Annotated in this window: 15 protein-coding genes; 13 read left to right on the top strand and 2 right to left on the bottom strand. The window is 66.5% G+C overall.

Annotated elements, in window-relative coordinates:
* Positions 1 to 61: 61 nt before the first annotated feature.
* Both AC5P60_RS12025 and AC5P60_RS12020 read left to right on the top strand, forming a co-directional pair.
* A complete protein-coding gene (locus AC5P60_RS12025; RefSeq protein ID WP_483693664.1) occupies positions 62 to 5,182 on the top strand; it encodes an ESPR-type extended signal peptide-containing protein in 5,121 nt (1,706 codons plus the stop codon).
* A gap of 69 nt (positions 5,183 to 5,251) precedes the next feature.
* A complete protein-coding gene (locus AC5P60_RS12020) occupies positions 5,252 to 5,995 on the top strand; it encodes a hypothetical protein (RefSeq protein ID WP_483693679.1) in 744 nt (247 codons plus the stop codon).
* Between the two features lie 176 nt (positions 5,996 to 6,171).
* Here AC5P60_RS12020 and AC5P60_RS12015 read toward each other — a convergent pair whose 3' ends face one another.
* Entirely contained in the window at positions 6,172 to 6,816 is a 645-nt protein-coding gene (locus tag AC5P60_RS12015; protein ID WP_483693663.1) for a hypothetical protein, read from the bottom strand.
* Between the two features lie 207 nt (positions 6,817 to 7,023).
* Positions 7,024 to 9,447, bottom strand: a complete 2,424-nt coding sequence (locus tag AC5P60_RS12010; RefSeq protein WP_164133533.1) for a PBP1A family penicillin-binding protein — start codon at positions 9,445 to 9,447, stop codon at positions 7,024 to 7,026.
* A 219-nt stretch (positions 9,448 to 9,666) separates the two neighbouring features.
* Here AC5P60_RS12010 and AC5P60_RS12005 point away from each other — a divergent pair, with 219 nt between their 5' ends.
* The 11 genes from AC5P60_RS12005 to AC5P60_RS11955 all read left to right on the top strand — a co-directional run bounded on the left by AC5P60_RS12005 (position 9,667) and on the right by AC5P60_RS11955 (position 21,937).
* Positions 9,667 to 10,725, top strand: coding sequence for a pilus assembly protein PilM (locus tag AC5P60_RS12005; protein WP_010484061.1), 1,059 nt, complete (start codon positions 9,667 to 9,669; stop codon positions 10,723 to 10,725).
* Entirely contained in the window at positions 10,725 to 11,603 is an 879-nt protein-coding gene (locus tag AC5P60_RS12000) for a PilN domain-containing protein (protein WP_049453328.1), read from the top strand. Before AC5P60_RS12005 ends, AC5P60_RS12000 begins: the two co-directional genes overlap by 1 nt.
* Complete coding sequence (locus tag AC5P60_RS11995; protein WP_005410857.1) at positions 11,600 to 12,256, top strand: type IV pilus inner membrane component PilO; 657 nt, start codon at positions 11,600 to 11,602, stop codon at positions 12,254 to 12,256. The genes AC5P60_RS12000 and AC5P60_RS11995 overlap by 4 nt, the downstream gene beginning before the upstream one ends.
* A 26-nt stretch (positions 12,257 to 12,282) precedes the next feature.
* Positions 12,283 to 12,786, top strand: coding sequence for a pilus assembly protein PilP (locus tag AC5P60_RS11990; protein WP_044571441.1), 504 nt, complete (start codon positions 12,283 to 12,285; stop codon positions 12,784 to 12,786).
* A gap of 21 nt (positions 12,787 to 12,807) precedes the next feature.
* A complete protein-coding gene (locus tag AC5P60_RS11985) occupies positions 12,808 to 14,775 on the top strand; it encodes a type IV pilus secretin PilQ (RefSeq protein ID WP_033834937.1) in 1,968 nt (655 codons plus the stop codon).
* Between the two features lie 198 nt (positions 14,776 to 14,973).
* A complete protein-coding gene (locus AC5P60_RS11980) occupies positions 14,974 to 15,999 on the top strand; it encodes an AAA family ATPase (RefSeq protein WP_049404036.1) in 1,026 nt (341 codons plus the stop codon).
* An 8-nt stretch (positions 16,000 to 16,007) separates the two neighbouring features.
* Positions 16,008 to 16,937 carry a DUF58 domain-containing protein gene (locus tag AC5P60_RS11975; RefSeq protein ID WP_049453324.1) on the top strand — a complete coding sequence of 310 codons (930 nt, stop codon included), beginning with the start codon at positions 16,008 to 16,010 and terminating at the stop codon, positions 16,935 to 16,937.
* Positions 16,934 to 17,383 carry a DUF4381 family protein gene (locus tag AC5P60_RS11970; RefSeq protein ID WP_049453322.1) on the top strand — a complete coding sequence of 150 codons (450 nt, stop codon included), beginning with the start codon at positions 16,934 to 16,936 and terminating at the stop codon, positions 17,381 to 17,383. The genes AC5P60_RS11975 and AC5P60_RS11970 overlap by 4 nt, the downstream gene beginning before the upstream one ends.
* Complete coding sequence (locus AC5P60_RS11965; protein WP_483693662.1) at positions 17,380 to 18,384, top strand: vWA domain-containing protein; 1,005 nt, start codon at positions 17,380 to 17,382, stop codon at positions 18,382 to 18,384. The genes AC5P60_RS11970 and AC5P60_RS11965 overlap by 4 nt, the downstream gene beginning before the upstream one ends.
* The gene (locus AC5P60_RS11960) at positions 18,381 to 20,225 is read left to right on the top strand and encodes a VWA domain-containing protein (protein WP_483693678.1); all 1,845 of its coding nucleotides are present in this window, start codon (positions 18,381 to 18,383) and stop codon (positions 20,223 to 20,225) included. Before AC5P60_RS11965 ends, AC5P60_RS11960 begins: the two co-directional genes overlap by 4 nt.
* Positions 20,222 to 21,937, top strand: a complete 1,716-nt coding sequence (locus AC5P60_RS11955; RefSeq protein ID WP_483693661.1) for a BatD family protein — start codon at positions 20,222 to 20,224, stop codon at positions 21,935 to 21,937. The genes AC5P60_RS11960 and AC5P60_RS11955 overlap by 4 nt, the downstream gene beginning before the upstream one ends.
* Positions 21,938 to 21,980: the final 43 nt, after the last annotated feature.

Genomic DNA, 21,980 nt, shown 5'->3' with positions numbered 1-21,980 from the left:
CCCAGCCCCGCCAGCGGGTGCTGGCGGGCTTTCACTTGAACTGGCTGTTAAGGAGTAAGCAATGAACCGTATCTACAGACGTGTGTGGAATCGAACCCGCCAATGCTGGGTTGTCGCCAGCGAACTGGCGTCGACCGCAGGTAAGCCGCGGTCAACGGCTGCGGGCGCAGTGTTGCTTGGGCTTGTTCTTGCGGTTCCCTCTGCGGAAGCCAGCGACATCATCGCGGCTGATGAGTGCGATGAGTCCATCTGGCAGGCGCTTTGCCTGAACGCGGGGGGGCGCGCAGGATCCTCTTCCGCATACTCGCTGTTCTCAGCTACGCCACGTGCGGGCATCAATGCGCTGGAACTTGGCTATCAAGCGAAAGCCAATGGCTATGGCAGTTCGGCCGTGGGTCCGGAAGCGAAGTCCGAAAACTTCTACTCCGCTGCGTTCGGCTGGAGGGCGCTTGCCGGTGCATCCTACAGTGTTGCCGCGGGTGCCAACGCTCAGGCGACCGAGTCCTTCGCCATAGCGATGGGCAGGGATTCAAAGGCATCCGCCATGAGTGCAGTTGCTATTGGTGGTCAGGCCGCCGCCAGTGGACGATCATCGGTCGCACTTGGAAGTTCTGCAGTTGCCTCAGCCGAGACCGCACACTCGCTTGGCTACCTCAGCCAAGCAACCTCACAGTACGCGACCGCGGTGGGGGCCGTCTCCAAGGCATTCGGCGCATACTCAATCGCGGTGGGCAACCACGCGACGGCCATTGGCGACGACGCCATCGCAATTGGACGAAGCGCGAGGACCGTGGACAGTTCCGCTGGCGTCTCGCGAATTGCCATCGGTGGTGGAGCGTTTGCCGGAACAGGCGGCTACACGGGAGCCATCGCTATTGGTGGCTCTGCCAGTTCGGAGTACGACGCAGTTTCAATTGGTTACGGTGCGAAGGCAGCAGCCTCCAGTAGCGTCGCGCTGGGGGCTCATTCACAGGCCAACGAGGCCAATTCCATCTCTGTTGGCAATGGTTCGATCAAGCGGCGCATCGTGAATCTGGCCGACGCACGACTGTCGACAACCAGTACCGATGCGGTAACGGGCAAGCAGCTCAATGCCACCAACGGTAATGTAGCCAGTGCTCAGGCCGCAGCCGATGCTGCAAAGGCGACGGCCAGTACGGCCAATACCAATGCCAATACAGCGTTGGCCAAGGCCAATGCGGTCAGCGGCCTGGTCAGCCAGGTCTCGGCCAGTGGCAACGTGCGCCTGGGCGGCGAGAACACCGGCACCGTGCTGGATGTCCGCAACAAGTCCAATGCTGTTCGAAGCATCACCGGCCTGAAGGATGCGGCGCTTTCTACATCCAGCACTGAGGCCGTGACGGGTAAGCAACTCAATGCAACCAACGCCAATGTCAGCAAGGCGCAGGCAGCAGCCGACGCAACGGCTGCACGGCTGAATGCCATTGCGGTGGCACTGGGCCCGGGAGCTGTCGCGGAGCAGGCCAGCTACGGCATCAGTACGGCGCTGGGCAACAACGCCAAAGCCTACAACGGCAAGAGCGTCGCCATGGGCGCAGACGCTCGCGCGACGGTGGATGACGCGGGTAACAAGATCAGTGGCAACGCGGGTGTGTCCATCGGTGCTGGAACCCGCAGTGGCAACGGTGCGGTGGCACTTGGACTGGACGCTGTGGCAACGGGTGATCGTGGTATTGCCGTCGGTCATGAGGCATCCGGCAAAGGCACGCACGCAATGGCACTAGGCTTCCAGAGCAACGCGTCGGCCAACCAGGCCACGGCCGTTGGGCGCGGGGCCGTAGCCAGCAGCCTGTATGCCTCGGCACTGGGCAATCAGGCCACTGCCACGGCGCAGAGCGCATTGGCCCTCGGTGATCGCGCCAGTGCGACACATGCGGGCGCGGTTGCGCTGGGCAATGGCTCAGCCACGACTGCAACCAATCAGGTCTCGGTGGGCAACGGCTCGTTGAAGCGCAAGGTGGTGAACGTGGCGGACGGCGCCTTGAGTACGTCCAGCAGTGAAGCGGTGACCGGCAAGCAGCTGCATGCCACCAACACTAGCGTGGCTGCTGTGAAGGCGACCGCAGACGGTGCGCAGGCGCGGCTGGCGGTACTGGATGGCCTGGTGGGGCAGGTGTCGGCAACCGGCAACATGCGCCTGGGCGCCGACAACACCGGCACCGTCATCGACGTGGCTAACAAGACCGGGGCCAAGCGCAAGCTGCAGAATCTGGCCAATGGCGTGCTCAGTACGTCCAGCACGGATGCAGTGACCGGGCAGCAGCTCAATGCCACCAATAGCGAAGTGACCAGCGTGCGCACGGCGGCAACCGCGGCGAAGACGGCGGCCGACGCTGCCCGTGGCGTAGCCGATGGCGCTGTTCTGAAGGCTGATGCCTTGGGCGGACTGGTGGGCCAGGTGTCTGCCAGTGGCAACGTGCGCCTGGGTGCGGAGAACACTGGGACTATCGTGGATGTTGCAAACAAGAGCGGTGGCAAGCGGCGCATCTACAACATCGCCAACGGCACGCTGAGTACGGGCAGCACGGATGCGGTGACCGGACAGCAGCTGTTTGCGACCAATGCCACGGTGGAGACACAGCGACAGGATTTGGCTGGGCATGCGCAGCAGCTGGCGGATCAGGATGGGCGTATCACCGACAACCGGGTCGAGTTGGATACGCTGCGTGCGGACTTCGATAACTTCGATCCGGATCTGGATGGTGTGGTGAAGTTCAGTGCTGATCGTCTTCTGGTGGATATGGAGGGTGCCCGCGTATCCGGTGTGGCGGCGGGTGATATCAGCTCTTCGGCCAGTACGGATGCGGTGAATGGCGGGCAGCTGTTTGCGACCAACTCTCGGATAGGAGCGCTTGAGTTGAAGGATCGCTTGGTTGACTTCGGCAAGGAGCTTGGAGCTATGGAGGCAGAATCCGGGCTGTTTGGCGTCGCCCTTGGAAATGGTGCGCAGGCGTCGCTCCGTACAGAGGGGGGAACTGCAGTTGGCAGCTACTCCACTGCATTGGGCGAAAATTCGGTTGCATTAGGTCGTGGCTCGCTAGTCGAGGAAATTGCTGAAGCGGGTTTCGCGTTGGGTGCTGGCGCTTCAGTTGCTCAGGACCACGGCGTCGCCTTGGGGTCATACTCAGAGGTGAGGGCTGGTGCGTTTAACTCGGTTGCACTAGGTGCAAATTCGATCGCCGAGGAGGAGCGAGTGGTATCCATAGGGAGCTCAACCCTGAAGCGCAGGCTTACGAATGTTGCGCGGGGTACCTCCGGTGACAACGCCGCAACCATCGCGCAGTTGAGCGAGTCTGTCTCTGCCCTCGGTGGAGGTGCCGGTGTCGATTCAAATGGTAGCGTTGTAGCCCCTGTCTATGGCATGCAGGGCGGAACTCAGAATAACGTCGGGGACGCTTTGGCCGTCCTGGACGGCGCGGTGGTCAGAGCTGATGGCCGCGTAGAGAACATCGAAAGCCAGTTGCGTGCGACGTTCCAACAATCATCCTCGACCGGGGTGGATGGAGTTGGTCAGCTGAATCTGGCCGGTGCGCAAGGCATGGTTCTTTCGAATCTGGCCGATGGACGCATTGCTGCAGGCAGCCGTGATGCGGTGACTGGCAATCAGCTGCATGCCACGGAGCAGAAGATCGAGCGCAACAGACGCGACCTTGATGCAATGCAGCGCGATTGGAGCTCGGATCAGAAGAATCTTCTGACTGAGACCAGCGATGGAAACCTCATCGATTTCGGCGGCGCACGCCTGACCGGTGTTGCCGATGCGCACCTCTCCGCTGATAGTTCGGATGTGGTGCGTGGGAGCCAGCTTTACAGCACGAACCTACGACTGAGCTCCATTGAAGAAATGGGCAGCAACTTCGCATTTGGCTGGATCCCTGAGGATTGGCAGTATCCAGCTCAAGCAGGCCCAGCTGGGTTGGCGATTGGCAAGAACGCAAAGGCATCATTGCATTCAGAAGGCGGCGTGGCTGTAGGTGCATGGGCAACGGCCCAAGGAAAAAATTCGGTGGCATTGGGGCGCGCGTCCTACGTCCATGAGCAAGCAGAAGATGGCTTCGCTGTGGGTGGCAGGACCCAAGTGGCTGCTAGAGGGGGCATCGCTCTCGGTGCAGGGAGTGAGGTCCGTTCTAATGCCAGCAATTCGGTTGCCATCGGCTATCAATCTATCGCCGATGATGCAGACACTGTGTCCTTCGGCAATGACTGGCTGAAGCGCCGTCTCACGGGCGTAGCCAACGGCCGCAACGCCAACGACGCAGCCACCATCGGCCAGCTCCGCGGCGCCCTGTCCACCCTCGGCGGCAACATCGACGCCAACGGCAACGTCACCACCCCCGGCTTCACCGTCCAGGGCCAGCACCAGAACACCGTCAACGACGCTCTCACCACGCTGGACTCCGCCGTAGTCACCACCGGCTCCCGCATGGACCGCGTCGAAACCCAGCTCCGCTCGGTCTTCCAGGAAACCCCGTCCACCCGCAGCGACGGCACCGCCCAGCTCACCCTGGCGGGCGCCAACGGCATGGTCATCTCCAACGTGGCCAACGGCCTGATCGCGGCCGGCAGCCGCGAGGCGGTCAACGGTGGCCAGCTACACGCCGTGCAGCAGCAGCTCAATGGCCGCATGGATGGTCTGGAGCAGCGCGTCGATGGCCAGCCGCAGTCGCGTGCGCTGGCTACGGCTTCGGCCGCGCCCACCGAACAGGCCACGCCGACGCCGGAAGCCAGCGATTCGCCGCAGGTGGCCTCGGCAGGCGAGGGCACTTCGCCTACGCCGCAGCCGAAGTCGAAGCAGGACGACACGCCGTCGCCCACGCCGCAGGTCGATACCGCTGAACTGGAGAAGATGCTGGCCCGCGCCAACGAGTACACCGATGGCGCCATCAGCAACTTCGAGCGTCGCCTGGACAAGATGGACAAACGCTTCAACCGCATGGCCGCGATGAGCAGTGCGCAGACGGCCATGGCCATGAACACCGCCGGCCTGGCCACCTACAACCGTCTCGGCGCGGGCGTGGGCTATGCCGAGGGTGAGTCCGCCATGGCGGTGGGCTACCAGCGCGTGCTCAACGAAAAGGGCTCGGCCACCTTCAGCCTCAATGGTGCGTTCACCAACAGCGGTGAACGCAGCATGGGCGTGGGTGTGGGCATCGGCTGGTAAGCGATGGAGCCCCGGCGTGACGCGCGTAATCCACCCCGTCGCGCCGGGGTCCTGGCCAAGGAGATGGCAATGTACAGATGGGTAAGCGGCTTCATCAGCTATCGCACGTTCTATATCTGGCGGGCGCGCTTTCGCTACTACACCCGGAACCTGGATCTGTGGACGCTGATGAGCGGTCTGTGCATCGTCGGTCTACTGCTGGTCCTGTGGTACCTGTGGCAGATGCTGGGCGTGCCGCCGCCGCGCATACATCCGGATACAGCGGCGCTGCGCATCGAGGGCGTCACCCACGAGGCGATCCATCGCATCGTGCTGGTGCGCCACGCTGGCAGCACGCGGGGGGCCGAGTTCACCACGCCGGAGGACGTGCGGGCGAGTACGCTGCGCATGATGCGGGTGCGGCAGGTGATGGACAGCGAGGTGGTGTGGCGTCTGAAGGCCGACATGCTGGCGGACATTGCTGACTACATCAACGTCACAGGCGGGTGCTTCCCCTACGACTGCCGGCAGATTCGGGATCGGTTGGATCCCGTGCGCAAGGCCGCTGTGGAGAATGCGCAGATCAACGCCTCACTGGCGACGATCCTGGACGTGCCGCTGGACCAGATGCCGCTCTTGAAGGGCGGCGAGCGTGAGCGGGTGAAGAGTGGGTGGTCGGATACGTTCAACGACGTCTACTTTCAGGCCGGCTTGCTGCGGGACCTGCAGGCCATGCATGCGCAGATGATGCGGGAGTATCCGCAGCGGGCCCCCGCGCCCTGGTTGCCGCGGTTGCTCAGCGACCCGCTGCGCGATACCCGTTTCGTCTGGTAGCGGGAGCATGATGGGCGCCATCTGCCAGAGCAGGTAGCGCAGCTTTTGTAGAGTCGAGCCGCGCTCGACTGCTCTTCGGCCAGCAATCGATTGCCTGAAGCACGGTGCGGACCAACGGTCCGCACCCACCACTGGCAGGTACCGCTGCGCTCGCCGGCCATGGGCCGGCGCCACCGTCATCCGCCGATGTACGCGGTGATCTCGGCCTCGGCCAGCACCCGCCGCAACTGCGCGACAGACGCGCGCCGCATCGGCTTTTCGTCCACCGGCGACAACGGCGCCTGACGCAGGGCGTCGTACGGCAGCACGGCCAGGTCGAAGGTCAGTTCCTCGGCACTGAACACCCACACCGGCACGTCCAGGCAGCGTTCGCGGTCCATGCGCAGGCGGCGCGTCCGTGATTCGGCGGGAATGCCGTGCTCGTCCAGGAAGCGGTGCACGGCTTCCGGGTCGTCGCTGTGCAGGTGCAGCTGCACGGGGCTGTTGGCGTCGGCGGTGCCCTCCAGCACCGGGCCGGCTAGGCGAGGGGCGAAGCCGTGCAGGAACTCCAGCGCACGCATGGCGGCCTCGCGGCGGCGCTGCAGTTCGTTGCCGTGTTGGGGGCCGGAGAACAGCCGCTGGTACTCGCGCAGGGCGTCTTCGATCTCGGTGTTGCGGGGCAGGGAGGCATCGTCGTGGATGCCGAGCCGGCTGGCGGCCTTCAACTTGGCCTGGTGGTAGTCGCGGATGCCGCCTTCGGCCATCAGGCGGGCGGCTTCGTGGGCGAGGCGGTGGCGACGCTCGCGGGTCTGGCTGGCAGCATGCTGACGGGCGCGATGCATGCGATGACTCCCTGTTGCGACCTGGCTACAGAGTAGCGCAGGGATGTGACATCTGCGTGGGTATGGCGCAGAGATGCCAACCAACGGTTGGCACCCACCAACGCTTTGGTAGGTGCCGACCTTGGTCGGCACGAGGCGCCAACCAAGGTTGGTAGCTACCGGAGCCGCATCGGTGCCAACCAAGGTTGGCACCCACCTGATCCTTCCTCAGAAGATATCGAACGCGGCGGCGTCGGCCTGCGGCGTATTGAGGTTCAGGTCGTAGTCGGTCAGGCGGTCCATGTCTTCCACCTTCACCCATTCGGTCGCGCCGTTGAGGGTGGCCTGGACCATGCCGCTGGGCGGCTCGTTCTGCGCGATCGGGGTGTCCTTCAGCGCGGTGCGCATGTAGTCGATCCAGATCGGCAGGGCGGCCTTGCCACCGTATTCGCGGTAGCCCAGCGAGCGGAAGTCGTCGCGGCCCACCCACACAGTGGTCACGTACGGGCCACCGAAGCCCGAGAACCAGGCGTCGCGGTGGTCGTTGGTGGAGCCGGTCTTGCCGCCCACGTCCTCGCGGCCGAGCACCTTGGCCTGCACGCCGGTACCGCGCTGGACCACGTCGCGCATCATCGACACCAGCTGGTAGGCGGTGCGGGCGTCGATCGCGCGCGGGGCGGTGCGGGCATCGGGGTTGGCCGGCGTGGCCGGGGTTTCGGTCTTGGCTTCGGCCTTCGCCGCAGCCGCCGGGTCCACCTTCGGGGCCGGGGCGCCGAAGTTGAAGCCGTCCACGACCTGGTTGACCGGCTGGTCGCTGCTGCCGGCACAGTCGCGGCAGGCCAGGGCGGGGTTTTCCTTGAACACCAGGTTGCCGTCGCGGTCGTTCACCTGGTCGATCAACCAGGTATCCACCCGCGAGCCGCCATTGGCGAACACGGCGTAGCCACGGGCCACCGACAGCGGGGTCAGCGAGGCGGTGCCCAGTGACATCGACAGGTTCGGCGGCAGTTCGGATTCGGCGAAACCAAATTCGCTGATGTACTTGCGCGCGTAGTCCACGCCCATGCCGTCGAGCAGGCGCACCGAGACCAGGTTGCGCGACTGCACCAGCGCCTCACGCAGGCGCATCGGGCCGCGGAAGCCGCCGCCGTCGTTCTGCGGGGCCCAGGTCTTGCCGCGGCGATCGCGGAACACGACGGGCGCGTCGAGCACGATCGAGGCCGGGTTGTAGCCCTTGTCGAAGGCCGCGGCGTAGATGAAGGGCTTGAAGCTCGAACCCGGCTGGCGGCGGGCCTGGGTGGCACGGTTGAACTTGTTGCCGGAGAAGCTGAAACCGCCAACCAGCGCCTTCAGTGCACCGCTGTGGGCATCCAGCGAGACCAGCGCGGACTGGCCGCGCGGGATCTGGTCCAGCAGCCACTCACCTTCCTTGGCACCGGCACGCACGCGCACGATGTCGCCGCGCTGCACCAGCTTGCCCGGGGTCTTGTTGGTCCACTTGGCGGCGCCGGCCGGCAGCACGATCTCGCTGCGGTTGGCCAGCACCACGGTGGCGCTGCCATCGGAGCCGGTGCTGGCGACGATCGCCGGCAGCAGGCCGGCCTGGCCGTACAGGCCGCGCAGGTGCTCGGCCAGGGCGGCGGCGTCTTCGCCGGCACCCACCTGCACCTGCTTCTCCACGCCGTGCCAGCCGTGGCGGTGGTCGTACAGCAGCAGGCCGTCGCGCACCGACTGGTTGGCGGCGGTCTGCAGGGTGGAGTCGATGGTGGTGGTGACGTGGTAACCCTTGTTGACCACATCCCCGCCGAAGCGGGCGATCATTTCCTGGCGCACCAGTTCGGCCACGTACGGCGCGTCGACCTGCACCGGCGGCTCATGGGCGGTGGCGTGCATCGGCACGGCCTTGGCCGCGTCGGCTTCGGCCTGGCTGACGAACTTCAGGTCGGCCATGCGCTGCAGCACGTAATTGTCGCGGCGCTGGCGGGCGCGCTCCGGATTGGAGATCGGATTGCCCGAGGACGGGAACTTGGGGATGCCGGCCAGCGAGGCCATCTCGTCCAGGTCCAGCTCGTTCAGCTTCTTGCCGTAATAGAACTCGGCGGCGGCGGCCACGCCGTAGGCACGATTGCCGAAGAAACTCTTGTTCAGGTACAGCTCGAAGATCTCGTCCTTGCTCAGCTCGGACTCGATCTTCCGCGCCAGCAGGATCTCGGCCAGCTTGCGGGTGTAGCTGTACTCAGAGCTGAGGAAGAACTGGCGGGCCACCTGCTGGGTGATGGTGGAGCCACCCGGCACGCGCTTGTCGTTGGTGGTGGCCAGCAGCCACACCGCACGGCCGATGCCCATGTAGTCCACGCCGCCGTGCTCGTAGAAGCGGGCGTCCTCGGTGGCCAGGAAGGCCTGCTTCAGGCGCTCGGGCACGTCCTTCATGGTGATCGGGGTACGCCGGGTCTCGCCGAACACCGCCATCAGCTTGCCGTCGGCGGCATAGACGTACATCGGCTCCTGCATTTCCACGTCGCGCAGGGTCTGCACGTCGGGAAGCTTGGAGGACACGGCGTAGTACAGACCGCCCACGGCGGCCGCGCCGATCAGCGCCAGGACCAGGACAATCAGGAAGATCCAGCGCAGCCAGCGGCGGAGTCGAGTCATCGGGTTCAGATTCCGATTGCGAATTTCGTGGTCGCAGAGTATAGATTACGCAAGGTGGCGGCTGGGGTCGGCACCGGGGAGCGCAAGGGGAACAGTCAGGGGCTGCATGGTGAATCCGTGAGGGACTTCACAGCAGGGCCGTTGCCATTTGCTAAGAATACGTTATTAATGCTCGGGCGCAGGTCTTGCGTCCAAGTGCCCGTCGGCAGGGGAGAAACCGTGGGGCTCATCCCAAAAAGTCAGTCGCCGCTTGTAGGCGTCGACATCAGTTCGACTGCGGTAAAGCTTTTGCAGCTGTCCCGCAGTGGCAACCGTTTTCGTGTGGAACATTACGCCGTGGAACCTCTTCCGCCGAACGCGGTGGTGGAGAAGAACATCGTGGAAGTGGAGGCCGTGGGTGAGGCCATCCGCCGTGCGATGAACCGCTCGGGGAGCAAGGCCAAGCTGGCCGCTGCCGCCGTCGCCGGTTCGGCGGTGATCACCAAGGTGATCCCGATGCCGGCCGAGCTCGACGAGAACGACATGGAAGCCCAGATCGAGCTGGAAGCGGTCAACTACATTCCGTACCCGATCGAGGAAGTGAACCTGGACTTCGAGGTGATCGGGGCGATCCCGAACAACCCGGAGATGGTCCAGGTGCTGCTGGCCGCGTCGCGTTCGGAGAACGTGGAACTGCGCCAGTCGGCATTGGAGCTGGGGGGCCTGCAGGCCAAGGTGATGGACGTGGAGGCCTTCGCGGTCGAGAACGCCTATGCCCTGGTGGCCAGCGAGCTGCCGGTGTCCATCGAGGGCGTGGTCGCGCTGGTCGATATCGGCGCCACCATGACCACCCTCAACGTCCTGCGCGGCGGCCGCAGCCTGTACAGCCGCGAACAGGTGTTCGGTGGCAAGCAGCTGACCGACGAGATCATGCGCCGTTACGGCCTGAGCTACGAGGAGGCCGGCCTGGCCAAGCGCCAGGGCGGGCTGCCGGAAAGCTACGAGATGGAAGTGCTGGAGCCGTTCAAGGAAGCTACGGTCCAGCAGATCAGCCGCCTGCTGCAGTTCTTCTATGCAGGCAGTGAGTTCAACCGCGTTGATCACATCGTGCTGGCCGGCGGCTGCGCCGTGCTGGGTGGCCTGCCGGAGATGGTCGAGGAACAGCTGGGCGTGCCGACCGTGGTCGCCAATCCGCTGGCACAGATGACCCTGGGCCCGAAGGTGAACGCACATGCGCTGGCCCAGGATGCCCCCGCGCTGATGATCGCCACCGGTCTGGCGCTGAGGAGCTTCGACTGATGGCACGCATCAATCTATTGCCCTGGCGCGCCGAGCGGCGCAAGCAACGCCAGCGCGAGTTCTACGCAATGCTGGGCATGGCCGCAATCGGTGGCCTGCTGCTGTCGCTGCTGATCTGGTTCTATTACGACCGGCAGGTGAGCGGCCAGATGGACCGCAATGCCTATCTGGAAGCCGAGATCGAGAAGGTCAAGGAACAGAACAAGGAGATCGATCGCCTCGATGCGCAGAAGGACCGCCTGCTGGCCCGCAAGAAGGTGATCGAGGAACTGCAGGCCAAGCGCTCGCAGATGGTCCACCTGTTCGACGCGTTGGTGCGCACGATTCCCGACGGCGTGGTGCTGACCGCCCTGCAGCAGGAGGGGGACATGCTCACCCTCGAGGGACGCACCCAGTCCAATGCCCGCGTGTCGGCTTACATGCGCAACCTGGAAACCTCCGGCTGGATGACCAACCCGGAGCTGTCGATCATCCAGGCCAGCGCCGGAGACAAGAGTGCAGCCGGCCCGGTATCGGACATCAAGGCGCTGCCGTACATGTTCAAGGTCACGGTGAAGCTGCCTGCGCAGAGTGAAGAGACCGGCACCCCCGGTTTGAACGCCGATGGTTCGGTGGCAACGCCGGCTCCGCCCGCAGTGGCCCCGCTTGCCGCCGGCCCGGATGCAGCGGCGCCTGCTGCACCGGCCGCAGGCCAGCCCGCTGCTGCTCCGGCTGCACCCGCCCCCGCCGCCGCTCCGGTCAACGCACCTGCTGCCACCCCGGCCGCGCCGAACCAGCCGGCAGCCCCGGCTGCCAAGCCTGCGCCGAAGCCCGAGGGCAGCCGCCTGGCGCAGCCGCCGCAGGCCTTCAACGCCCCGCTGCAGGGGGATCGCGCATGAGCCAGAAAATCGATCTGAAGAACCTGGATTTCAACGACATCGGCAACTGGCCGCAGAAGGCCAAGATCGTCTTCTGCTCGCTGTTGGCGCTGGTGATCATGTTCGTTGCGTGGATGCTGCTGATCAGTGGCAAGCGCGATGAACTGGCCAGCCTGGAATCGAAGGAAAGCGATCTGCGTACCGAGTTCTCCAAGCAGCAGGAACGCGCGGTGAACCTGGGGCCGCTGAAGCAGCAGCTGGCGCAGATGGAGCAGGTGCTGCAGCAGATGCTGCGGCAGCTGCCCAGCAAGACCGAAATGCCGGACCTGATCATCGACATCTCGCAGACCGCGCTGTCCAGCGGCCTGACCAGCCAGCTGTTCGAACCGGAACAGGAGCAGGTCAAGGAGTTCTACGCCGAGAAGCCGATCAAGCTGAAGATGGTGGGCAGCTACCACCAGTTCGGTGCGTTCGTCAGTGGCGTGGCCTCGCTGCCGCGCGTGGTGATCCTGACCATGCACGACATCAACCTGAAGCCGGCGGACAAGGCCGGCGGTGGTTCGCGTGCCGGTGCGCTGGAATTGTCCGGCACGGTCAAGACCTACCGGTATCTCGACGAGACCGAGGTGCAGGAACAGCAGAAGGCTGAAGCCGGCAAGGAGGGCAGCAAGTGATCCGTTCCTTCTTTGCACGCTGCGGGATGGCCGCTGCCGTATTGCTGCTGGCTGCCTGCGGCCGTGGCGTGACCAGCACGCCGGGCGATGCGCCGAATCTCGAGAAGTGGGTGGAAGGCGAACGTGCCCGGCCGGCGCAGCCGCTGGAACCGTTGCCTGTGATGCAGCAGTTCGAGACCTTCGAATACTCCGCGCAGGGCCTGCGTGATCCGTTCACCGATGCCTGGACCAATCCGCAGGGGAATGGCGGATTGCGGCCGGATCCGAACCGGCGCAAGGAGCCCCTGGAGGGCTTCCCGCTGGACGCACTGGACATGGTCGGTACCATCGGCACCGGCGGCGGCACCGTCGCACTGGTGATGGGGCCGGACAAGGTGACCTACCGGGTGCGCCCGGGCGGTTACCTGGGGCAGAGCGACGGGCGGGTCACTGCGGTCTTCGAAGACCGTGTGGAGCTGATCGAACTGGTGCCGGATGGCGCGGGTGGCTGGCTGGAACGGCCGGCAACGCTCTCGCTTGAAGATCAATGATCGTTTACTGGGGATAGCACGATGACCTTTCACCAAGCCAAGGGGCTGCGTCCCAACCGGCGCTCTACCTTGAACCGTGTCAGCGCGTTGGGAGTCGCGCTGATGCTGGCCTGCGCTCCGGCGCTGGCCGCCGCACCGGCGGAGAAGCCGGTGGGCACCACCGTCGCACCGGCCGCGGCACCGGCCGGCCTGTCGGTGGCCAAGATCGATTTCAAGCGCGGCGATGATGGCGCGGGCCGCCTGATCGTGCAGTTTGACGGCCAGGGCGCGATCCCGGACCTGCGCACGCAGGGCAACAGCGTGGTGGTCGACGTGGGCAATGCCCGCCTGCCGGCCAACCTGCAGAAGCCGTTGAACGTCGTCGACTTCGCCACGCCGGTGCAGCGCATCGACGCCAAGCCGTCCGGCGCCGGCACCCAGCTGGTGCTGAGCACCGGCGGTGCGGTGGAGTCGCTGGCCTACCAGAGCGGCAACGAATATGTGGTGGAGATCAGCGCGCGACAGGCTCCGGCCGCCGTCGGTGCAGTGACCGCCGGCAGCGTCACCCAGGCCGCAAAGGCCGTCGGCCAGCGTGGCTTCACCGGCAAGCCGGTGACCTTCAACTTCCAGGACGTGCCGGTGCGCACCGTGCTGCAGTTGATCGCCGAAGAGTCCAACCTCAACGTGGTGGCCTCCGACTCGGTGCAGGGCAATGTGACGCTGCGCCTGGTCAACGTGCCGTGGGACCAGGCACTGGACATCGTGCTGCGTGCCAAGGGCCTGGACAAGCGACGCGATGGCAGCGTGATCTGGGTCGGCCCGCAGGCCGAGCTGGCCAAGTTCGAGCAGGAGAAGGAAGACGCGCGCATCGCCATCGAGAACCGCGAAGACCTGGTGACCGATTACGTCCAGATCAACTACCACAGCGCCACCCAGATCTTCAAAGCCCTGACCGAAGCCAAGGGCATCGGCGGCGGTGGCGGTGGTGGCGCAGGTGGCGGTGGCGGTGGGTCGTCGCAGGAGGAAAGCGGCTTCCTGTCCGGCCGTGGCCGCATCGTTGCCGACGAGCGCACCAACACGCTGATGATCAGCGACATTCCGAAGAAGATCGCGCGCATGCGTGAGCTGATCAACGTGATCGACCGCCCGGTCGACCAGGTGCTGATCGAAAGCCGCATCGTGATCGCCACCGATACGTTCGCGCGTGAGCTGGGTGCGCGGTTCGGCATCAGTGGCAGCCGCGACAACGCCTACTTCAGTGGCAATCTGGAAGCCAACGAGGCAACCCGCAAGTCGCAGGTCGAAGCCAACGCGACCAACGCCAAGGCCTACCGCGACTGGCTGGCCGGTGGCAGTACGGGCCCGGCGCCGGTGCCGGTCGGCTCGGCAATCACCCGTGGCCTGAACTGGGCCATGCCGGCGGCGTCCACCAACCCGGCAGGCTCGCTTGCGCTGTCGATCCTCAATGCCGGCTACCTGCTGGACGTCGAGCTGTCGGCCATGCAGGAAGAGTCGCGTGGTGAAGTGATCTCCAACCCGCGCGTGGTCACCACCAACCAGCGCGAGGCTCTGATCAAGCAGGGTAAGGAAATCGGCTATGTGACCATCAGCGCCGGTGCGGGCGGTGTCGCTACGCCGAACGTGCAGTTCAAGGAAGTGGTGCTGGAACTGAAGGTCACCCCGACCATCACCAACGACAACCGCGTGTTCCTCAACATGCAGGTGAAGAAGGATGAAGTGGACCGGCTGATCCAGCTGGAAGGCTATGGCACCGTGCCGTCGATCAACCGCCGCGAGGTGAACACCGCGGTGCTGGTCGAGGACGGGCAGACCGTGGTCATCGGTGGTGTGTACGAGTTCACCGACCGCAACAGCATCAGCAAGGTTCCGTTCCTGGGCGATGTGCCGTTCCTGGGCAACCTGTTCAAGAAGCGTGGCCGCAGCAAGGACAAGGCCGAGCTGCTGGTGTTCGTCACCCCGAAGGTGCTGCGCGTGGCCAAGCAGAACTGAGCCAGCGCACCCGCGATACGAAGAAGGGCCGCCATGTGCGGCCCTTCTTCGTTCATGCCGGACGTAATCCGCGGATGATCCGGTAGATCCACGCCATGCGTGGATGAGTTGCCCGTTCAGCCGTTCTTGATGCCAATCGCAAGGCACCCTGCGATGATGTCGGGAACCCGTGCCGTCCCGCGCCGGTCAAAGGCCCCCATGAACCTGCCACCGCCGATGCCCGAAACCATCTCCCCGCCGCCCGCGCCGGCCACCTCCCGCCTGCATGGCGCCTTCAACCAGCTGCGCGACGCGCTGTCGGCCGAAATCGTCGGCCAGGCGGCCCTGGTCGAACGCCTGTTGATCGCATTGCTGGCCGACGGCCACCTGCTGGTGGAGGGCGCGCCGGGCCTGGCCAAGACCACGGCCATCCGCGCGCTGGCCTCGCGCCTGGAGGCGGATTTCGCCCGCGTGCAGTTCACCCCCGACCTGCTGCCGGCCGACCTGACCGGCACCGAGATCTGGCGCCCGCAGGAAGGGCGCTTCGAATTCGTACCCGGCCCGATCTTCCATCCGATCCTGCTGGCCGATGAAATCAACCGTGCGCCGGCCAAGGTGCAGTCGGCCTTGCTGGAAGCGATGGGCGAGCGCCAGGTCACCGTTGGCCGCCACACCTATGCATTGCCGCCGCTGTTCCTGGTGATGGCCACGCAGAATCCGATCGAGCAGGAAGGTACCTTCCCGCTGCCGGAAGCGCAGCTGGACCGTTTCCTGATGCACGTACGCATCGGCTATCCGGACCAGGCGGCCGAATCGGAGATCCTGCGGCTCGCCCGCGAGCGTGCCCGTGGCGCACTGGGCGAAGCGGCACCCGCACCGGAGAAGCTGCCGATGCAGGATGTGTTCGATGCCCGCCGCGAAGTGCTGGACCTGCATATGGCACCGGCATTGGAACGCTATCTGGTCGAACTTGTGCTGGCGTCGCGTGATCCGTCGCGCTATGACGCCGGCCTCGGGCGCCGCATCGCCTGGGGCGCAAGCCCGCGTGGCTCCATTGCGTTGGAACGCTGCGCACGTGCACGCGCCTGGTTGGCCGGCCGTGACTTCGTCACCCCCGACGATGTGCGTGCGGTCGCCGCCGACGTGCTGCGCCATCGCGTGCTGCCCAGCTACGAAGCCACCGCCGAAGGCTGGGATGGCGAACGCCTGGTGCAGGAGCTGCTGGCCCGGGTGCCGGCACCCTGAGCCCGCGCATGACCGATCGATCCCTGGAAGCCGCATCCACCGTCAGTGATGGCGACGGATTGCGCCCGCACCTGTCCGAGCTGGTGGCGCTGCGCCGGCTGGCACAGCGGCCGCCGCCGCCGCGCCGTGGTCGTGCCGGTAATGCCGGGCAGGCGCCGTCGCCGCTGCGTGGGCGTGGCATGGAGTACGCCGAGTCACGCGAGTACGTGGCCGGTGATGATGCCCGGCATATCGACTGGCGCGTGACCGCGCGGACCGGGCGTGCCCATACCAAGCTTTTCCAGGCCGAACGCGAGCGGGTCAGCCTGATCGTGGCCGATACGTCGCCGGCGCTGTATTTCGGCACCCGCGTGCGATTCAAGTCGGTGCAGGCGGCCCGCGCGGGCGCCGTTGCCGCGTGGTCGGCACAGCGTCGCGGTGACCGCGTGGGTGCCCTGCGCGGGAGTGACCGCGAAGCGCCGATTGCACCTGCGGGTGGGCCGCGTGGTGTACTGCGCGTGCTCGACGCGCTCACCCGCTGGTACACACAGCCGCCCGCCGACGATCTCGGCCTGGAGCGCGCGCTGGACCATGCCGCCCGCGTGCTGCGCCCCGGGGCGCGCATGCTGGTGCTGGCCGATCCGCAGCAGGCCGCGCGGATTCCCGTCGTGCGCTGGAGCGCGCTGGCCCAGCACCATGACCTCAGCCTGGTGCTGCTGGTCGATCCCCTCGAGCTGCAACCGCCCTCGGCGGCCCTGCAGTTCCAGGCCGCGCAGCAACGCATTGGCCTCGACCTGCGTCGCAGCGAGGTGCAGGCGCACTGGCAGGCGCACTTCGTCGAACCACTGCAGGCGCTGCGCCGCCAGCTCGGCGCACGCCGCGTTGACGTGCAGGTGTTGTCCACCGATGCGCCCAGCGACGCTTGGTTGGCACCACCGGTAACCGAGGTGCCGGCATGAGCGCCAACCTTCCGCTGCGCGATGTGCAGTTGCCGCCGGCACCGTCGTGGTGGCCGCCGGCCCCCGGCTATCTGATGGTCGGTGGCGCGGTGTTGCTGGTGATCCTGGCGCTGGCACTGCTGTGGTGGAAACGCCGCCGTCGTCGCCAACGCTGGTTGCAGGCGTTCGACCAGGAGCTGGCCACCACCGCCGATGCCACCGCGGAACTGGCGGCGATCGCCGGCCTGCTGCGTCGCGCCGCGCGACAGGCACAGCCCGGCAGTGAATCCTTGCGTGACGATGCCTGGTGGCAGCGCGTGGATCCGAAGGGCACGTTGCCGGATGCGCGCCGCAGCCTGCTGGCCGAAGGTGCCTATCGTCCCCGCGTGGACGCCAGCGAAGTGGCGGCCGTGCGTAGCTGGGCGCGCGAGCGCTACCTGGCGATGCTGCTGGAGCGCCGCCAATGAACCTGCTGGCAAGTTACTGGCCATGGCCGGACCTGCAGCTGGCGTGGCCGCTGGCCCTGCTGGCGTTGCCGCTGCCACTGCTGATGCGCTGGTGGAAGCGTCGTGCCGATCCCGGCGCTGCGCTGCGCGTGCCCTATGCGGCGACGGAACTGGAAGCGCTGGCCGGTGGCGGCCGCGTCGATGTGTCGTGGCTGCGTACGCTGCTGTTGTGGCTGGGCTGGTGCGCGCTGTGCGTCGCACTGGCTCGCCCGCAACAGCTGGGTGAAGCGATCACGCCACCGCAGCAGGGCCGGCAGATGATGCTGGCGATGGACGTGTCCGGCAGCATGGGCGAGGGCGACATGGTGCTGGGGGGGCAGGCGGTGGATCGCCTCACCGCAGCCAAGGCCGTGCTGGCCGATTTCCTGGATCGTCGTGCTGGCGATCGCATCGGCCTGCTGATCTTTGGTGACCGTGCTTATACGCTCACGCCGCTAACTGCCGACCTGGCCAGTGTGCGCGACCAGCTGCGCGACAGCGTGGTCGGCCTGGCTGGCCGCGAGACGGCCATCGGTGATGCCATCGGCCTGGCAGTGAAGCGCCTGCGCAGCCAGCCCGAAGGGCAGCGTGTACTGATCCTGCTGACCGACGGCGTCAGCAATGCCGGCGTGCTCGAACCGCTGCGTGCGGCCGAAGTCGCGCAGGCCGAAGGTGTACGCATCCACACCGTTGCGTTTGGTGGCGATGGCAGCATGCGCCTGTTTGGTATCCCCATTTCCGCCGACCAGGACCCGGTCGACGAGGCCACGTTGAAGAAGATTGCCAGCCTGACAGGTGGCCAGTTCTTCCGCGCACGCGATACCGCGCAGCTGGCCGGCATCTACGCCGAACTGGACCGGCTGGAGCCGATCGCGGCGAAGGGACCGAGCCTGCGCCCGCGTGAGGAACGCTACGCATGGCCGCTGGGCCTGGCGTTGCTGCTGGGGGCATTGGCCTGGATGTGGCCGGAGCGCCGTCGATGATCGCGTTGGCATCCCATCTTCCCGACTGGAATGCGCTGCACTTCCTGCGCCCGGAATGGCTGTGGGCCTTGCTGGCCTTGCCGGTGATTCTCGCCGTGGCACTCTACCGGCAGCGGCGCAGCGATGCGTGGCGGCAGGCGGTGGATGCGCACCTGTTGCCGCATCTGCTGGTGGCCGGTGCTCGCCGTCGCGTGCGGCTGCCATTGGCAGTGCTGCTGGGGTGGACGCTGGCAGCACTGGCGATGGCGGGGCCGAGCTGGCGGCAGCAGTCACAGCCGATGTTCCAGCCCAGCGCACCGCTGCTGATCGTGCTGGATCTGTCCAGCCGCATCACTGCCACCGACCTGCCACCGTCGCGCCTGCTGCAGGCACGGGCCAAGGTCGGCGAGCTCCTGCGCGCGCGCAAGGGGGGGCAGGTGGGGCTGGTGGTGTACGCCGAAGATGCCTACACCGTCGCGCCGCTGACCGATGACGGCAGCAACGTCGCGCTGTATCTGGATGCCTTGTCACCGGATGTGATGCCGCGCGATGGCCAGCGTGCCGACCGTGGCATCGACTGGGCCACGCGGCTGATGCGGCAGATCGCTGCACCGCAGGGACAGATTCTGCTGGTCACCGATCAAGCCGATGGTGAAGCTGCATTGGCGGCCGCGCAGGCACGTGGTCTCGGCCTGCAGGTGTCGGTGCTGGGGCTCGGTACACCGGCGGGTGCGGCGTATCGTGACGACAGCGGACAGATCCGCCAGGCTGCGCTGGACGAAGGCCGCCTGCGTGCGGTGGCGACGGCAGGTGGCGGTCGCTATGCGCGCATCACCGCCGATGGCAGTGACCTGCGCGCACTGGGTGTGCTTGATGCACGCGAAGGTACTGCGGCGCAGCGGCCCGGCGAGGGCAGGCAATGGCGCGATGAAGGATTCTGGCTGCTGCCACCGGTGATGCTGCTGGCGCTGCTCGCCTTCCGACGCCGCGCGCTGCTGGCCGCAGTACTGGCGGTGGGCCTGTTGCCTTGGATGGGGGATGTGCAGGCGCAGGCACCTTCAGCGCCCGCTTCGCCGCCATCGCAGGGCACCCTGTGGAAGCGCGCCGACCAGTTGCAGCACCAGCGCCTGGCCGACGGCGTGCAGGCCTATCGCGCGGGCGACTTCGCCACTGCGCGCAAGCAGTTCGAGGGCATCGACAGTGATGCGGGCTGGTACAACCTGGCCAACACGCTGGCGCGCCAGGGCAGCTACGACGAAGCCATCGCCGCCTACGACCGCGCGCTGGCGCTGCATCCCGGCATGGCCGATGCAGCCGCCAACCGTGCCGTGGTTGATGCCGCACGCAAGCGCAAGCAGTCGGGGGGGCAGGACCAGGACCAGCAGAAACCGCAGCAGAACGGGCAGCAGAAGCAGCAGAACAATTCACAGGGCCAGCGGAACCCGCAGGGCCAGCAACCGCAGCAGGGCCAGAAGGATCCAGGACGGGGTCAGCCACCATCTCAGCAGGGCCAGCAGGGGCAGCCCAAGGCGGGTGACGACGACGCGCAGTCGGCGCCTCAGCCCGGTGAGCGTGGCCGTGATGGACAGCAGGCGCCACCACAGGTGGAGGATGCCAAGGCGCAGGCCCAGGCTGATGAGCAGCAGCGCCAGCGCATGCAGCAGGCAATGCAGCAGGCACGTGAGGGCAAGGGCGAACAGGATGGCAAACCCGTGCCAGGCAGTGACGGCACTACTCCGCGTCAACGCGAGGAGCAACAGGCGGTCGAGGCGTGGATGCGGCGCGTGCCGGATGATCCGGGCGCATTGCTGCGGGCCAAGTTCCAGCTGGAAAATGAACGCAGGAAGAGGGAAGGGCGATGACGCGGGCGATCAACATGCACGGGCACTGGCCCCGACAGGTACTGGCGGCGCTGCTGCTGTGGCTGCCGCTGCTGGCCTGGGCGCAGCCGCGCGCTTGGCTTGACCGCGACCGCATCGCGATGGGCGACACGGTCACGCTCAATGTCGAGAGCGACCAGGGCGCCCCTGACTTCACACCGTTGCGCACCGATTTCGACCTCAGCGGGCAGACCAGCAGCCGCCAGGTGGAGTGGAGCAACGGCAGCATGCAGCAGCGCAACCTGTATGGCGTGGCGCTGACGCCACGGCGCAGCGGTGCACTGGTGGTGCCGGGCCTGCAGGTGGGCAGTGCACGTACCGCGCCGCTGACCCTGCAGGTGGATGCCGCTGCCGTGGCCGGCCCCGACAGCAATGCGGTGGCATTCATCGAAACCGTTGTCGATGACGAAACGCCGTACGTGCAGCAGAGCGTAGGCGTGGTGGTGAGGCTGTTCTTCGCCTCTCAGCTGGCCTCTGGCGAACTGGTGCTGGATACCCCGGCGGGTGCGTCGCTGCAGCGGGTAGGCGATGACCGCACCGATGTGCGGCAGGTCAACGGCCGCCGCTACAACGTGGTCGAGCGCCGCTTCCTGCTGATCCCCGAGCGCAGCGGTGCACTTCGGCTGGCCGGTGCGCGCTTCAGTGGGCGCAGTGCCGGTGGCTTCTTCGACGACTTCTTCGGCGGCGGCGACGGCCGCATGAATGCCACCGGCGCCGACCGCACGCTGCAGGTGCAGGCGCAACCGGCACAGGCGCCGCAGCCATGGCTTCCGCTGCAGAGCCTCCAGCTGCGCTACACCAGTGCGCCGACCAGCGCCCGTACCGGTGAGGCCGCCACTGTGGTGGTCGAGGCGATTGCCGAAGGGGCAACCCGCGCACAGTTCACCGACCTGCCGGTGCCGGATCTGGGCACCCACGCGCAGGTATTCGCCGAACCTACGCAGTACGAAGAATCGTTCAATGGCAGCACCCCGCGGCTGAAGATCACCCGCCGCTATTCGATCGTGCCGCGCCAGCCAGGCTCGCTGGTGGTGCCGGGGCCGCGCCTGCCGTGGTGGGATGTGCGCGCAGGCAAGGCGCAGGAAGCGACGCTGCCGGACCTGACACTGGCTGTCGCAGCCGGCAGTGGCGGTGGCAGTGCTTCACCTGCGCCGCTGCCGCCGATCGACACCGATGCTGCGCTGCCGGGTGGCGATGGCCAGGACAGCCGCATCGCCGCGACCGATCCGCGCGCCAGCGGCCTGGCCGAACGCTCGTGGCCGTGGATGGGCGCGGTCATCGGACTGGCGCTGCTGTGGCTGCTGACCCTGTTGTGGGGCTGGCAGCGAGGCCGCCGACCGCGTGCGGCGACGCCTGCAGCCGGCAAGCCCTCTGTGCCGACTGTGGCGCGCGGACGTGCCGGCCTGACCGAACTGCGCCGCACGCTGGATGGCGAAGGCTTCGATCAGGTGGAAGCGCAGCTGTGCGCGATGGCCGGGGTTGAGCGCATCGAGCAGGTCATCGCGCGGTTGGATGACCCTGGCCAGCGCCAGGTGCTGCAGGACCTGCAGCAGGCACGCTGGGGCGGGCAGGGCGACCTGGCATCGCTGCGCGCGCGTCTGCGCGAGGTCTTCCGTGACGGACCGCACTGGTCGGCGGCTACCGGCGCCGCTGACACTGGCCTGGCGCCGCTGTATCCAACGCGGCGAACCTGAACCGGCGCCGCTTGCGCGCTTTGTTAGAGTGCATTCATTTTTC

The organism is Stenotrophomonas sp. YJH_SMC_120 (genome assembly GCF_059368675.1).
This window is presented reverse-complemented; position numbering and strand designations above follow the sequence as displayed.